The organism is Parapedobacter luteus (assembly GCF_900168055.1).
Classification (GTDB): Bacteria; Bacteroidota; Bacteroidia; order Sphingobacteriales; family Sphingobacteriaceae; genus Parapedobacter; species Parapedobacter luteus.
Genome location: NZ_FUYS01000007.1, coordinates 170389 through 184042, shown reverse-complemented (window position 1 = coordinate 184042; position 13654 = coordinate 170389). Strand labels below are relative to the sequence as shown.

The following is a 13654-nucleotide window of genomic DNA, read 5'->3' as shown; positions in this document are numbered from 1 at the left end:
GTATGAAGAAGGACGAAGTACCACAGGACAACGGCAGTCTAGCCAAAAAGAATGTACATGAACTTTGTTATGCGGTGGACGAAAACGGCCAATATACCACCGTACGCAGTAGCGGGTGGGAAGCAAAGACACTGGCATTGAACGAATCGCTCCAACTCATCGACGAACGGATAGCCGCTACCAAGCAAGCTGTTTTAGCGGGAGCAGTCAGTCCCATCGCGTATTACATGGAGCTGCACCGCATGGATGTGTCGCTGTTGTCCAGCTACGTGGGCATGCACCGCTGGCTTGTCAAGCGGCATTTCCACCCCAAACGTTTTGCGAAACTAAAAGAAAACATTCTCCGAAAATATGCCAGCGTGTTTGGCATCTCTGTTGAACAGCTGAAATCGCCCTTCCCCCAATCCGATACATGAATATACCTTTTGAGCACCGCCAGTCTGCCCATTGCGAGAATGGGGTGATTTCGAACTTGTTGAACCACCGTGGCGTCCGCATCTCCGAGCCGTTGGCGTTCGGCATCGGCAGCGGTCTGTTTTTTACCTACCTGCCGTTTATTAAGGTCAATTTTGCTCCGGGATTCAGCTATCGCCCCATGCCGGGCCAGATATTCAGGAAATTGGCCAAGCGGCTGGGTATCCGGGTAAAACACCAGCGGTTTTCATCGCCGGAAAAAGCCAGGACTGCGCTGGAAGAAAAGCTCAGCCAAGGCATTCCCGTGGGCTTGCAGGTAGGTGTATACCACCTCACTTACTTTCCCGATGAATACCGCTTCCACTTCAATGCCCATAATCTCGTCGTATACGGAAAGGAAGCAGGCGACTACCTCATCAGCGACCCGGTGATGGACTATACCACGCGGTTGAGCGAACAGGAGCTCGAACAGGTTCGCTTTGCCAAGGGGGCGTTAGCCCCAAAGGGACACCTCTATTACCTGGAACGGCTTCCCGAACATTACGACCTCCAACGCGCTATCAGAAAAGGTATCCGGCAGACCTGCAACGACATGCTTGCGCCCGTGCCGATCGTAGGCGTAAGAGCCATGCGATGGGTGGCACGCAATATCCGCAAATGGCCAACGACCATCGGCGTCAAAAAAACCAACCATTACCTGGGCCAGCTCGTGCGCATGCAGGAAGAAATCGGCACCGGCGGCGGCGGCTTCCGCTTCATCTATGCCGCCTTCCTACAGGAAGCCGCGACGTTGCTCGATATGCCCATACTCCGGCAGCGATCGGCTGAAATGACGGCCATTGGCGACGCCTGGCGGGATTTTGCATTGGACATCTCCCGCATTTATAAAAACCGCAATCCCGACGCGGACCGGTATGACAAGCTTGCCGGACAGCTGGCCACTATCGCGGAACGGGAAAAACAGTTTTTCACGCAGCTCCGGCGGGATATTTAACGCCTGCTTGGATTATTTCCAATAAACCGTACGTCCGCCTCTTCCCGCTGCGTTGAATACGCGGAACGCCACGGTTCCGGCCGCAGGTAGGGGCTCAGTATATACCTGGCTCTGCGCCGTGGGCTCCGTACCGTCGGTCGTGTAGCGAATAGTGAACCCCGGAAACTGGACATTGGCGGCCAACTTACCATCCCGCCGGGTTACACCTGCTGTGGGGATGCGGTATTGAAAGCCGCCGCCGTAGTGATCCAGGCGGGGTAACTCGCGCTTGCCCAAAACATTTAAAAATACCGACCAATCGGCGGTATACTGCGCCTTGGCTTTATCTCCGTCAGGTTCAGCGGCCCACGACGGATCGGCCGCCCATGCCCGCTCGGCAAGGCCAAACAGTTTGGGCAGCAACAGGTATTCCATCCGTTCGGGCGATGTGATGATTTCGCTCCACAATGGGGCCTGCAACCCGACGATATTAGCCCTGCCGGCAGCTGTCAGCTGTTCACCACGTGCATCTTCCTCCAGGCTGCGATAATAGTCGTATGGCACGAAACGGAATGGCTTCTCGACACCCACATAGCCGCCCCAGTATTGCCCTGGCTCGTAAAAGCTTTCATTATAGGCTAAGTCGAAATAAAAATTCGTCACGTTGGTGAGCACCACCTTATAACCCGCATTGGCGAGCCGGTAGGCCAAATCGACGTTTATTCCCTGATTAGCCCATACGTCGGTGTGGAAATTTTCATTGGCAAACCGCGGTTCGACGACCATTTGGCTGCGGCCGTTGACCATGGCCTTCTTCATGCCGATTTCCTCCCAGCCCGAGAGGTACAGCCCGCGCGCTTTGACCAGCTTATTGACGCGGTTGAAAAAATAATACCACAGGTCGTTTATGTGCGGAATGCTGGTCTCGGACGCCAATAAGCGCCGCGCCGCGGGTGATCGCTCCCACACACCGTTGGGCACCTCGTCGCCCCCGAAATGGATGGTCTCCAACGGCGCTCCGGCTTCCTGATACATGGCAATGACTTCATCGACTACTTTTTCCAAAAACGCATAGGTAGACGGTAATGCGACGTTGATAACATTATCGTTCCAGTCTTGCACCGAGCGGTATTCGGATTGATCATCCAAATCGCGCAGCAAGTACTGCCGTGCCGCAGCACTGTCCCCTTGTGCGAGGTAGCGCGCATAGCGGGCGTCCATGGATTTGATGGCGGCACGTGCATGGCCCGGCGTTTCGATCTCGGGAATGACGCGGATATGCCGTGCCGTGGCATATTGCAGTAATTCGATGTAATCTGCCCTGCTATAAAAACCACTGCCGGTAGCGTTGTCTACCTGGGGGCCCGACCCGTACGACGGCATGAGGTGTTGCGCATCGTCAAGCGTATGGCCGCGCCTTGCGCCAACCTCGGTCAGCTCGGGCAATCCGGGTATCTCCAAGCGCCACGCTTCATCTTCGTTGAGGTGAAAATGCAAGACATTGACTTTATACAACGCCAGCAAATCCAAAATCTTCATCACCTGTTCTTTGGTCTGAAAGTTACGGGCGACGTCTAACATCACCGCGCGGTGAGCGAATCGCGGCGCATCCGTTATGGAAACACCGGGGATCTCGATGATTGACTGCTTATCGCCCCATGCGGTGGGCGGCAAAAGATTTTTCAGCGTTTGAATACCATAAAAAACCCCTGCACGCGTGGTCGCTTCGATCAATATGCCACGGGTATCTACAGTGAGTGCATATCCCTCCGCGGGCATACCCTCCCGCTGCCGGAGTACCAAGGCATGGTCCCCCGCTCCTTCATTGGCCAGCTCGGGCAAACGATCAAGTACCTGGCCCAGCTCATCCCGCAAGTACGTGGCTTCCTGCTCGAACGCCGGATCGGCAACGATCGGCGTAGCCGCGCCCAATGCGAAGGAACCCGTGGTAAGGGTAGCGGCAACGGGTGTCGGTATTACGGGCGGCAGTTGCACCAGCGGCAAGTCTTTGATGGATTCGTTTTGGGCAAATATATGCGCTGCAAGTTCAATTTCGAGGCTGTCGGCCTGCTCAAATGGTTTCACGTCCACCGGCAGTGCGACACCCTCCGGATAGCGGCCATCCACAAGGTAAAATCCTTTGGGCAAATCCGTGATGTTTTTAAGCCGGCGTGTCAGTACACCAAGCTGTACGGTGGTGCCGGGCGCGAGTGGTTGCCATCCCTGCTGTGGAGACAGCGAGAAAAAATCGCCATTGATGAAGTTGATGCCCGCCACGGCGGTATCTGCTCCAGCAATCTCCGCGGCACCGATGTTGTTGAAATAAATGGTCCAGCCCGTAGCGGGCAGCGTATCGGCAGTATGGTTGGTGATCGTCAGCGTCGAGAGCGTCTGATTGGTACCTGAATGAGGTGAAGCCACGATTTCCCATTGGAGTGACAGCGGGGCCTTGTCGGCAACTACCGCCGGCGATGAAGCACAAGCGGCCATGCAGGCCAAGCTCAGCAATTGAAAAAAGCGATTACAATGTACGATGAAAAATTTCATATCCGTTACTTAAGCCATTTTTTTCGCAATATACAACATTTCGCAATTTCTGACGACCTACATCAAGTGTTTCCAGCTGTTGCCTTTTTGGCTGGAACGCTCACTCCGTTCACGATCCTAGGCCTATCACGATGTTTCCAGCTGTTGCCTTTTTGGCTGGAACGCTCACTCCGTTCACGCTCCTAGGCCAAAAAGGCAACAGCAGGAAACAAACGAAAATTTGCCGCGGCCGACACGGTGCAAAGAGGCCTGTTACTTTTGGATTTTTTACCTTATTTTCGTCCCATGGAGGAAACCATCCGCATACATCAACTATCCAAACATTATCGGGGTAGCGATCGGTATGCATTGAAAGACTTATCGCTTTCAATCAATCGCAACGAAGTTTTCGGTTTGCTTGGCCCCAACGGTGCCGGGAAAACCACCCTAATTTCCATCCTATGCGGGATGATTGCACCGACATCGGGAGAATGGTGGCTCAATGGCCTCAGCCACCGGAAAAACCGCAGGAAAATCCAACAACAGATAGGGATTGTACCGCAGGAATACGCGCTCTACCCCACCTTGAGTGCCGAGGAAAACCTCTATTATTTCGGGAGCCTATATGGGCTGTCTTCCCTCGATCTGCGGCAGCGTATCAGGGAAGGACTGCATCGTGTTGGCCTGGCGGACTTTGCTCATAAACCGATAAAAACGTTTTCCGGCGGTATGCAACGGAGGGTCAACCTATTGGCTGGCATCCTGCACCGGCCCAACGTATTGTTTCTGGACGAGCCCACCGTCGGCGTGGACGTCCAATCAAAGGAGGTTATCATGGCCTTACTGCACGAACTTAATGCGCAGGGCACGACCATCATCTACAGCTCGCACCACTTGAATGAAGCCCAACACTTCTGCACCAGGATTGCCATCATTGACGATGGGCGCATCGTGGTAGAAGGTAAGCCGCAGCAGCTCATTGCCTCTGTGGCCGGCGCTACCTCATTAGAAAATGTATTCATCCACCTCACGGGAAGCCAACTCAGGGATTATGCGTAAACTATCCGTATCGGCGTACAAGGAAGTGCTGCTCCTACTTCGGGATTGGGGTGGGCTTGCCATCCTGTTTTTCATGCCGTCTGTACTGATCATCACCATTACGCTCATCCAGGAAAGCACATTCAAGGCGGTAGGTGAATCGACCCTACCCATCCTCCTGGTGGATGAAGACCAGGGTGAAATCGGCCGGTTAGTAGCCGACAACCTGGCCGAAGCCCCCAACGTGCAACTAATCACCGAAGCGAACGGGCAACGGCTTTCACAAGCGGATGCCAGCAAATTGGTGAGCGATGGCAAATACCAAATAGCCATCGTGATTCCCGAAGGGATCAGCGAAGAATTGAACGGAAAGGTAGCGCACAATGTAGAGCGCATCTTGGGTGAATTTGAGCTAACAGCGCCTGATAGCGCTGCGCAAAGGCAACGCAGTGAGCAATGGGAAGCGAAGGAGATCATCATTTATTTCGACCCGGCCGCGGGTCAAGCGTTCCGCAACGCAACGAAAAACAACATTGAGAAGATGCTTTCCAAAGTCGAAGTGGAAAAAATATATCACGTATTCATCGATCAGATGGAACTGGAAAATGACCCGGGGCTGCTGGATGGAGAAATCATCACATTTAAGGAAACCATTGCCCAAAAGGGGGGCGACGGCATCATCCCTAACGCTGTGCAGCATAATGTACCGGCTTGGATCTTATTCGGCATCTTCTTCATCGTCGTTCCGTTGGGCATCAACCTCGTCAAGGAAAAAAACCTGGGAACATACATCCGCCTGCAAACCAGTCCGGTTTCGTACTCGGTTGTGCTGGGTGGCAAGATCGTCACCTACACCGTTATCTGCTTTATTCAGTTTGCGCTGATGTTGCTGATTGCGAAATATGTATTCCCGCTTATCGGGCTGATTGCGTTTGAACCGGGCGATCAACTTCCCCTGATGATATTGATAGCCTTTGTAGCGGGCCTGGCGGCCATCGGGTTGGGCATCCTCATTGGTACCGTGGCCGAAACGCAAGAACAATCGGCTCCCTTCGGAGCCATCTTTGTCATCATCCTGGCAGCACTCGGCGGCGTATGGGTGCCGACGTTCATCATGCCGGAAGTCATGCAAAAGGTATCTGCGTTTTCCCCCATGAACTGGGGCATATCGGCATTCTACGACGTCATTCTGCGCAATGGTACGGCTGCCGACATTGCATGGCCGCTGTTGTTCCTGCTGCTGTTTTTCGCGGCCACGCTGCTGGCTGCCATTCTCTATCACAAAAGACACCAAGCGAATTAATGACTCAACAACTCCAACATACGACTCGTTTTCGCGTACGCTTCAATGAAACCGACCCGCTGGGCATCGTATGGCACGGTCACTACGTGACGTACTTTGAAGATGGAAGGGAGGCCTTCGGGGAAGCATTCGGCATTTCCTATCGCTACATCCGGGATGAAGGCTTTCTCGCTCCCGTGGTCAAGTGCGTCTGTGAGTATAAGTCGCCTTTGCGCCACGGCGACTGGGCCGACGTGGAAACCGTATTTGTCGCCAGCCCGGCGGCGAAGATGACCTTCCGTTATACCATTTTCAATGCTGCGCGGCAGGTAGTGGCCACCGGGGAAACGATTCAAGTATTTACCGACATGGACGGCGAGCTGATACTGACCAACCCGCCGTTTTTTGCGGATTGGAAAGCAAAACACGGATTGTGATGAAAGCGGATGTATTTGTTGTCGGCGACCAGCTGGTTACGCCGCTCGGCATCGGGAGCGCCACGAATTTCGTGCAGCTGCTGGATGGACGTACAGCCATCAAGCCGGTTGCGGACACGCAGCTATCGGGCCATCGCATCCATGCCGCGCGGATTGACGAACAGGCCTGGCTTAATAAAATCAGCCGCCCGCAACGCTTCACACGTTTGGAACAGCTTTTTATCCTTTCGTTGCAAGCCATGATTGACGAATACCGGATTCCGTTGGACAGGAGCACACTGGTTTTGCTATCAACGACGAAGGGCAATGTTGCGCTGCTGCACCGTGCCTCCACTGCTTTCCCGCCGGCGCGGGTACATCTCCCGGTAATGGCGGATGAACTGCAAGGTTATTTCGGATTTGAAAACCGGTTCGTCACCATTTCCAACGCCTGTATATCAGGTGCGTTAGCCATTTCCGTAGCACGGCAGTTGCTGCGGCACCACGACGGCTACCAGCAAGCTGTTGTCATCGGCGGCGATGAAATCTCCCGGTTTATTGTCTCGGGTTTTGACGCGTTCCAAGCGTTGGCTGATGAACCCTGCCGGCCGTTTGACCGCGACCGGAAAGGCCTAAACCTGGGTGAAGCGATTGCGGGGGTTTACCTATCGAAAACCCCGGCGCGCGATGCGGTCCGCATCATGGGCGTAGGCTCATACAACGATGCCAACCATATTTCGGGCCCATCCCGCACAGGCGAAGGGCTATACCGCAGTATCGCCGAAGCCATGCGTGAAGCGGGCGCTCCCCCGCTGGATTTTATTTCGGCGCACGGCACGGCGACACGCTATAACGACGAGATGGAATCCATTGCTTTGCAGCGGTGCGGCCTATCGGCCGTCCCTGTACACAGCCTGAAAGGCTATTACGGCCATACCTTGGGAGCGAGCGGGCTGCTGGAAACGGTGCTGGGCATCCATTCGCTCAAAAACAATCGCTTAATCCCCTCTAAAGGCTTCATGCATCAGGGGACCAGCCAAGCGCTGAATATCATTACAGCCGACCACGGCGATACGGTAAAGACCGGTAAACAGCCTGATGCACCCGCACAGCCTTTGCGGACCTTTTTGAAAACAGCGTCTGGATTCGGGGGCTGCAATATTGCTACGGTATTCCAAAAAGCATAGCCATGGACAGACATCCTTATTTTATCCAGTCTTATTGCATCATCCGCAATCATACCATCGCAATAAACGGGCACCCCTATCTGGCCGTGGAGCACACTGCTCCCCTCCATGACTTTCTCCGGGCGGCCTACCGCCAGCTGGGCATTGACTACCCGAAGTTTTACAAAATGGATGGCCTCTGCAAAGCCATATTCATCGCCGTGGAACTGATGGCGCGGGCGTCCGGCCCGTTCGAAAACGACACTGCCCTTGTTTTTTCCAACTACTCGTCGAGCCACCTATCCGACAGCAAGCATGCCCAGGATATCTCCGATGAAGCCAATCCCGTAGCAAGCCCCGCCACTTTTGTCTATACGTTGCCCAATATCGCAATGGGCGAAATCAGTATCCGCCATCAATTGCATAGCGAAAATGTTTTCTTTATTTTTGACAGCTATTTGCCCGAATTCCTCGTGCCCTATAGCCACGCTATGCTGGATGACGGAAAAGCCAGCAGCATCATCAGTGGCTGGACAGAGGTAACGGCTAAACGATGTGACGTATTTTTATACCATGTTGGCCAGGCAGGCCATATACCGTGTACCGTTGAGCACATGAAACGATTATATCAAGGACAAGAAAGAAAATGAGTGAATTGACACAAGAGCTGAAAGCAAAGATCATTACCCAACTAAATTTGGAAGACCTCACTGTGGATGACCTGGACGACAACACGCCGTTGTTTGGGGATGGGCTGGGGTTGGACTCCATCGATGCGCTGGAGCTCATCGTCATGCTTGACAAGGGCTACGGCATTAAACTGGCCGACCCTAAGGAGGGCCGGAAGGTATTCGAAACCATCCAGACCATGGCGGACTTCATTGAGGCAAACCGCAAATGACCCCACCCGAACCGATAGCCATTACCGGAATGGGTGCCATCTCTGCCATCGGCGAAGATGTGGTATCCAATTTCCGTTCGCTTGAGCAATCGCGCCATGGCATCGGCCGCATCACCCGACTGGACACCTTTCATCACGATCGATTAATGGCTGGTGAAATTGGCTTGAGCGACAAGGCGCTGTATGAGCGCTTAGCCATCGCTGATCACGAAGCGTACACCCGCAGCACATTGTTGGCCCTGGTAGCAGCAAAAGAAGCGCTGGATATGGCTGGTTTTGATCGCCATGATGGTTATCGGACAGGGCTCATCTCAGCCACCACGGTGGGTGGCATGGACGCGACGGAGCGATACTATGACGATTACCTGTCTTCTGCCGAACACCGGCATTTTATCCCTACGCATCCCTGCGGATACGGTGCCGAACAAATGGCCCGATACTTTGGGGTGAATGATTTTGTCACGACCATCAGCACGGCATGCTCATCGGCGGCAAATGCCATCATGCTGGGAGGAAGAATGATCAGGGCCGGACTGCTCGACCGTGCTATCGTGGGTGGCGCGGATTGCTTGTCTAAATTTACCATTAACGGCTTCAATTCGCTGATGATCTATTCTGCCACGCATTGCAGGCCGTTTGACGGCAGCCGCGACGGGCTGAACCTCGGCGAGGCGGCTGCCTACCTGGTCCTGGAAACGGCCGGTTTGGCCGCCCGGCGACCCCAAAAGCCGCTGGCTTACCTCAGCGGCTACGGCAATGCCAACGATGCATTCCACCAGACCGCCTCTTCGGACAACGGCGAAGGAGCCTACCTGGCCATGAAATCGGCCCTTCAAGTAGCGGCATTGCACCCTGCAGACATCGATTACATCAATGCCCATGGCACCGCCACGCCCAACAACGATTTGACGGAAGGCCATGCGCTGCTCCGCATCTACGGCTCGAAGGATGCCCTACCCGCCTTCAGCTCGACGAAAGCCTTTACGGGACACACATTGGCAGCGGCCGGCGCCATCGAGGCTGTCTTTTCCATCTTGGCACTGCAACACCAAGTGGTATTCCCCAACCTGAACTTTTCGCAGCCCATTGCCTCACTGGACATCCTGCCACAAACGCAGCTGAAACATCAGCAGATTGACCATGTGCTGTCAAACTCCTTCGGTTTTGGCGGCAACTGCACCGCCTTATTATTTTCGAAAGCACATGACTAAGCCGATATATATCCATGGTAGCGGAAGCATATCCATCCAGCCGACGCACGAGCCCGGATACCGCTTTGAGGCGGTAAAAGCCTATGCGCAAAATCCTGTACCGGCCTGTGATCCCGACTATAAATCGCTCATCCCGGCATTACAGCTGCGGCGTATGAATAAAAGTATGCGGATGGCGATTTTTGCCTCCCGCTTGGCCTTGCAGGAAGCGGGGAAAGAAACCGTAGATGCGGTCATTACCGGTACAGGATTGGGCTGCTTATCGGACTCCGAGCGGTTCGTGGAAACGGTGTTGGCTAATGAGCACGAACTGCTCAATCCGACACCGTTTATCCAGTCGACGCACAACATGGCCGCCGCGGCGATCGCCTTGTCGCTTGGATGCAAGGGCTATAACATGACGTATGTCAATAATGCAAGCGCGTTTGCATCTGCTTTGCTGGACGCCGGCATTTATTTAGCCGAACACCCCGACCATACGGTCCTGTTAGGAGGCGTAGACGAACTCGGCGCGCGGACCCCACGCTTCTGGGAGCTGGCCGGATACCTGAAACACGATAACCCGGTCATTCCGACGCCACTGGCCGCATCTTCGTCTCCAGGAGAAATCGCTGCCGAAGGCGCTTCTTTTTTTGTCGCCTCTCAACAACCGACCAGCCAAACCCTGGGAAAAGTGATTGCTGGGGATACGTGCTATGAAACAGCCGATGCAGTAGCTTTCGTCAACCGCTTCCTGCGACGATACGGATTGGCCGCGGGTGACATCGATGCTGTAGTGCTGGGTTACAACGGCGACATCCGTTACGACGCCGTCTACAGCACGGTAGGCAGCACGCTGTTTGCCGCACTGCCCCACATCGGATTCAAACACATCTTTGGAGAGTACGACACGGTGGCGGGTGCAGCACTTCACCTGGCACTGCGCCTACTGGGCCAGCAGGATATTCCCCAACAGCTTTTGCTTAATGGCATCCGACCTCGCTCCCTGAGGCGCATCCTGATTTACACCCAACGGCGCGGGACAAACCACGGATTGATTTTGGTGGAGAAAGAAGGTTAACCTAATTGGATGAAGCGGCGACGTGTCCCCCCTTCATCAGTCGCCTTATGGATACCAAATGACTAAATAGGACAACAGGCACAATAAACGTCGGAAGCCAGCTAAAGGGAACGTTCAGTATGGCGATATTGGGCTGTTCAAAAGCAAACCGCTGCAAGGGAGAGGGTGCAGAAAGTTCCTGCTCACTTTTTCTTGACCACCCCAAAATAGGCGATAAGCGGCGCGGTAATTCCTGCTATGATATCAAAATTCCTGCCCTCGAAAGTCATCATTTCGGGGACGGATCCGTTGATGAAAAGCCAGCATAAGACGACTTCCACCGGAATCCTTACCACGTTTATCATCGTTAGTCCGGCAAGTGGCAGACTGTCGACAAACCCCTTGCCTTTTCTTGTTAAAAATAGCACAGCAGTCCCCAAAATCATGGGCAAAATACCAAATAAAACTATCTTTGGCGGCACGGAATCCGTATCGGTGCTATAAACATATTGGGTCAAAAAGCCCTGAATAACAAGCCAGCTTATCAGAAAACGCAACACGTGTATTGACTGTTTACGTGTTGTTGCGGCGTTAGACATGCGCAGTCCCCGGTAAAAAAGAAACAGTGTCGCTGCTGTTGTAAGTCCGAAAACCAATGACACATATAGCGGCAGGCCAATTATCATATCCGCCAAAGATAAGTAACTTCTGAAAGGAATGCGATAATCAATTTAATGGGCCACCCACTCCAGAAAACTCATGAAAACAACATAGACAATTTTTGTTTTTTGCATAAATGATTTTTTTTCGAGTTGTTCCATGAAGTTGGAATAGACCCTCTACAACTACTTTCCTCAACACCTCGTACGTTTTTTGATAATATTTCTAACTCAACGATTTTGAATACTTCAACGTTCCATACTTTTCATGGCATTAACGAAAAGCAAAATGACGCAGTATTATTACTTATAAATAGCGTTGTGGAGATGAATAAACGAATTATGGATTTACTGGAACGAATTAACAGGGAGAGAGATATTTGACGAAAATACATTAAATTTGAAACATGGACAGAATAACCGATAAAAGCGAAGAGTATCTTTTCGTGGATAACGAAAAATTTGGACAAGAGCTTTTTGTACGAAGAGAAATTGCTGGAAAGGATTCTCTAGAAATTGCGCAAGAATTTGGCATGGAAGAAACTGAATATCTTGAACTTGAAAATGGTAAGGGGAAAGTCACTACCGAGTTAATACAAAAAGCTGCCAAAATATATAAAACTGACCCTTTGAGACTTATTTCGTCGGTTCCTGGTGCCGTATTTAAGGAAATTGAGAACGCCACGATATTAAATGCATCAAACTTTCATACATTTCAGGGAGTGAACGAAAAGCAAAACGACGCTATCCTGAAACTGATTGAAAATGTGACGGAAATAAACAGCCGCGTGATGGAGTTGCTGGAAAAGAAATAAAAAGACGGTTTATAAAAAAGATTCCTATGACATCCTCATTGAAAGAACAGGTTCAAAAAGGTTCGGACGCTGTGCGGGCATTACGGACCAAACGGCTTAACCAAGGTTTGCCCTTCATGATTAATGTAAAGGGGATGGACAATGCGACCTGTTATCTTGAATATCCCGATGGCAGTATCCACTTGGTGCGGCAAGCACCGAATGGCACCGATTTCGAAACGATTTATGTGCTTTCGGTAGCTGAATCGAAAAAACTTAAAGAAAAGCTGAAATTGGTGGATGCCTAACCTATTTGTCATCACAGGCTCTAACGGCGCGGGAAAATCCACGGTCGGTTTGCCATATTTTCCAGATCATATCAACGATATTTTTGACGGGGATAAATTATATCTGCAGAAGCGCACCGAACTTTGGAAATCGGGTCTCCGCGTCCAGAAGGAGTTAACATTGCAAGCATCTGAATTTGTAGAACAATATTTTTCGGCATTGGTTGAAAAAGCTTTGGATACAGGTGCTGATTTTGCATATGAAGGTCATTTTTCCCGGGATGAAAGCTGGCATGTTATTGAGCGATTCAAACAACAGGGGTATCTTGTACTTTGATATTCTTCGGCTTGGATAACCCTTCGCTTTCTGCAAATCGAGTACTTATCCGTGCCAACGAGGGAGGCCATTCCGTGGATTCATTGACCCTTAGAGAGAATTTCTACGGCAATTTAAGGCAGGTAAACGACCGCTTTACTTTATTTGATTCACTAAAAGTAGTCGACACGTCTGAAACGGACCATAAAGACTTGGTTGCGATAGAAAATGGGCACATAATTGATGCTTTACCCATTCATGAGCAACCGGATTGGTTACTGGTACATATGCCAACGATAGCAGCGAAAATAAGAAAGGAATAGAAAAGAGAATTTCCGAGTTGAGAAGGACTATCTCCATTAATTTGGAATACCGCAAAGGCATTGGAGGTTGAGAGATTGAGAAAAATTCTTACCCGGCTAACAAGCGACCCGGATTTTACACTCCCATGTGGTCTGGTCAAAGGGGAAACTTTTTTTGCATAAGCATAACAACCGTCCCCACTATATCATCCAAATCAGTCCGGCCATTGAACGCTTCATTTTGGAAGCTGTACAAATCCAAAAAATTGACCTGACAAACTACGGCCTCCCATCTTCATTTGAGGATTTCAAGAAAGTTTCCAAATCAAC

General features: G+C 51.8%; 15 protein-coding genes. 13 read left to right on the top strand and 2 right to left on the bottom strand.

The genetic code is table 11. From position 1 onward, the window contains the following. Positions 1 to 2: 2 nt before the first annotated feature. Entirely contained in the window at positions 3 to 416 is a 414-nt protein-coding gene (locus B5X72_RS14590; RefSeq protein ID WP_079717644.1) for a flexirubin biosynthesis protein DarG, read from the top strand. After that, positions 413 to 1408: a BtrH-related acyltransferase DarH gene (locus tag B5X72_RS14585; protein ID WP_079717643.1), complete on the top strand. Its 996-nt coding sequence runs from the start codon at positions 413 to 415 to the stop codon at positions 1406 to 1408. The genes B5X72_RS14590 and B5X72_RS14585 overlap by 4 nt, the downstream gene beginning before the upstream one ends. Before the next feature lie 12 nt (positions 1409 to 1420). Here B5X72_RS14585 and B5X72_RS14580 read toward each other — a convergent pair whose 3' ends face one another. Continuing rightward, complete coding sequence (locus B5X72_RS14580) at positions 1421 to 3934, bottom strand: family 20 glycosylhydrolase (protein ID WP_079717642.1); 2514 nt, start codon at positions 3932 to 3934, stop codon at positions 1421 to 1423. A 285-nt stretch (positions 3935 to 4219) separates the two neighbouring features. Here B5X72_RS14580 and B5X72_RS14575 point away from each other — a divergent pair, with 285 nt between their 5' ends. Genes B5X72_RS14575 through B5X72_RS14540 form a run of 8 tightly spaced genes read left to right on the top strand, consistent with a single transcriptional unit; the run spans position 4220 to position 10987 of the window. Then, positions 4220 to 4972 (top strand): ABC transporter ATP-binding protein, encoded by a 753-nt coding sequence (locus tag B5X72_RS14575; RefSeq protein ID WP_079717641.1) that lies wholly within the window; start codon positions 4220 to 4222, stop codon positions 4970 to 4972. Beyond that, positions 4965 to 6254: an ABC transporter permease gene (locus B5X72_RS14570; RefSeq protein WP_079717640.1), complete on the top strand. Its 1290-nt coding sequence runs from the start codon at positions 4965 to 4967 to the stop codon at positions 6252 to 6254. Before B5X72_RS14575 ends, B5X72_RS14570 begins: the two co-directional genes overlap by 8 nt. Beyond that, the gene (locus B5X72_RS14565) at positions 6254 to 6670 is read left to right on the top strand and encodes an acyl-CoA thioesterase (RefSeq protein ID WP_079717639.1); all 417 of its coding nucleotides are present in this window, start codon (positions 6254 to 6256) and stop codon (positions 6668 to 6670) included. The genes B5X72_RS14570 and B5X72_RS14565 overlap by 1 nt, the downstream gene beginning before the upstream one ends. Beyond that, positions 6670 to 7836 (top strand): beta-ketoacyl-[acyl-carrier-protein] synthase family protein, encoded by a 1167-nt coding sequence (locus tag B5X72_RS14560; protein WP_079717638.1) that lies wholly within the window; start codon positions 6670 to 6672, stop codon positions 7834 to 7836. Before B5X72_RS14565 ends, B5X72_RS14560 begins: the two co-directional genes overlap by 1 nt. A gap of 2 nt (positions 7837 to 7838) precedes the next feature. Next, positions 7839 to 8465, top strand: a complete 627-nt coding sequence (locus B5X72_RS14555) for a hypothetical protein (RefSeq protein ID WP_079717637.1) — start codon at positions 7839 to 7841, stop codon at positions 8463 to 8465. Beyond that, a complete protein-coding gene (locus tag B5X72_RS14550) occupies positions 8462 to 8716 on the top strand; it encodes a phosphopantetheine-binding protein (protein ID WP_079717636.1) in 255 nt (84 codons plus the stop codon). Before B5X72_RS14555 ends, B5X72_RS14550 begins: the two co-directional genes overlap by 4 nt. Continuing rightward, positions 8713 to 9927: a beta-ketoacyl-[acyl-carrier-protein] synthase family protein gene (locus tag B5X72_RS14545; RefSeq protein ID WP_079717635.1), complete on the top strand. Its 1215-nt coding sequence runs from the start codon at positions 8713 to 8715 to the stop codon at positions 9925 to 9927. Before B5X72_RS14550 ends, B5X72_RS14545 begins: the two co-directional genes overlap by 4 nt. Continuing rightward, positions 9920 to 10987, top strand: coding sequence for a beta-ketoacyl synthase N-terminal-like domain-containing protein (locus B5X72_RS14540; RefSeq protein ID WP_176146224.1), 1068 nt, complete (start codon positions 9920 to 9922; stop codon positions 10985 to 10987). Before B5X72_RS14545 ends, B5X72_RS14540 begins: the two co-directional genes overlap by 8 nt. A 182-nt stretch (positions 10988 to 11169) precedes the next feature. Here B5X72_RS14540 and B5X72_RS14535 read toward each other — a convergent pair whose 3' ends face one another. Next, a complete protein-coding gene (locus B5X72_RS14535) occupies positions 11170 to 11652 on the bottom strand; it encodes a hypothetical protein (RefSeq protein WP_245826944.1) in 483 nt (160 codons plus the stop codon). 380 nt (positions 11653 to 12032) lie between these two features. Between B5X72_RS14535 and B5X72_RS14530 the strand changes: the two genes are divergently transcribed. From B5X72_RS14530 to B5X72_RS14520, 3 genes are read left to right on the top strand one after another with little or no spacing between them, the layout of a single operon-like run. Beyond that, positions 12033 to 12440, top strand: a complete 408-nt coding sequence (locus B5X72_RS14530; RefSeq protein WP_079717633.1) for a helix-turn-helix domain-containing protein — start codon at positions 12033 to 12035, stop codon at positions 12438 to 12440. Between the two features lie 26 nt (positions 12441 to 12466). Continuing rightward, the gene (locus B5X72_RS14525; RefSeq protein ID WP_079717632.1) at positions 12467 to 12727 is read left to right on the top strand and encodes a hypothetical protein; all 261 of its coding nucleotides are present in this window, start codon (positions 12467 to 12469) and stop codon (positions 12725 to 12727) included. Then, on the top strand, positions 12720 to 13043 hold the full coding sequence (locus B5X72_RS14520) for an AAA family ATPase (protein ID WP_079717631.1): 324 nt from the start codon (positions 12720 to 12722) through the stop codon (positions 13041 to 13043). The genes B5X72_RS14525 and B5X72_RS14520 overlap by 8 nt, the downstream gene beginning before the upstream one ends. The last annotated feature ends 611 nt before the right edge of the window (positions 13044 to 13654 follow it).

Excerpts from the sequence above, each read along its gene's own strand:
- B5X72_RS14590 (WP_079717644.1), top strand. The coding sequence starts at position 3 with ATGAAGAAGGACGAAGTACCACAGGACAACGGCAGTCTAGCCAAAAAG.
- B5X72_RS14585 (WP_079717643.1), top strand. The coding sequence starts at position 413 with ATGAATATACCTTTTGAGCACCGCCAGTCTGCCCATTGCGAGAATGGG.
- B5X72_RS14580 (WP_079717642.1), bottom strand. The coding sequence starts at position 3,934 with ATGAAATTTTTCATCGTACATTGTAATCGCTTTTTTCAATTGCTGAGC.
- B5X72_RS14575 (WP_079717641.1), top strand. The coding sequence starts at position 4,220 with ATGGAGGAAACCATCCGCATACATCAACTATCCAAACATTATCGGGGT.
- B5X72_RS14570 (WP_079717640.1), top strand. The coding sequence starts at position 4,965 with ATGCGTAAACTATCCGTATCGGCGTACAAGGAAGTGCTGCTCCTACTT.
- B5X72_RS14565 (WP_079717639.1), top strand. The coding sequence starts at position 6,254 with ATGACTCAACAACTCCAACATACGACTCGTTTTCGCGTACGCTTCAAT.
- B5X72_RS14560 (WP_079717638.1), top strand. The coding sequence starts at position 6,670 with ATGAAAGCGGATGTATTTGTTGTCGGCGACCAGCTGGTTACGCCGCTC.
- B5X72_RS14555 (WP_079717637.1), top strand. The coding sequence starts at position 7,839 with ATGGACAGACATCCTTATTTTATCCAGTCTTATTGCATCATCCGCAAT.
- B5X72_RS14550 (WP_079717636.1), top strand. The coding sequence starts at position 8,462 with ATGAGTGAATTGACACAAGAGCTGAAAGCAAAGATCATTACCCAACTA.
- B5X72_RS14545 (WP_079717635.1), top strand. The coding sequence starts at position 8,713 with ATGACCCCACCCGAACCGATAGCCATTACCGGAATGGGTGCCATCTCT.
- B5X72_RS14540 (WP_176146224.1), top strand. The coding sequence starts at position 9,920 with ATGACTAAGCCGATATATATCCATGGTAGCGGAAGCATATCCATCCAG.
- B5X72_RS14535 (WP_245826944.1), bottom strand. The coding sequence starts at position 11,652 with ATGATAATTGGCCTGCCGCTATATGTGTCATTGGTTTTCGGACTTACA.
- B5X72_RS14530 (WP_079717633.1), top strand. The coding sequence starts at position 12,033 with ATGGACAGAATAACCGATAAAAGCGAAGAGTATCTTTTCGTGGATAAC.
- B5X72_RS14525 (WP_079717632.1), top strand. The coding sequence starts at position 12,467 with ATGACATCCTCATTGAAAGAACAGGTTCAAAAAGGTTCGGACGCTGTG.
- B5X72_RS14520 (WP_079717631.1), top strand. The coding sequence starts at position 12,720 with ATGCCTAACCTATTTGTCATCACAGGCTCTAACGGCGCGGGAAAATCC.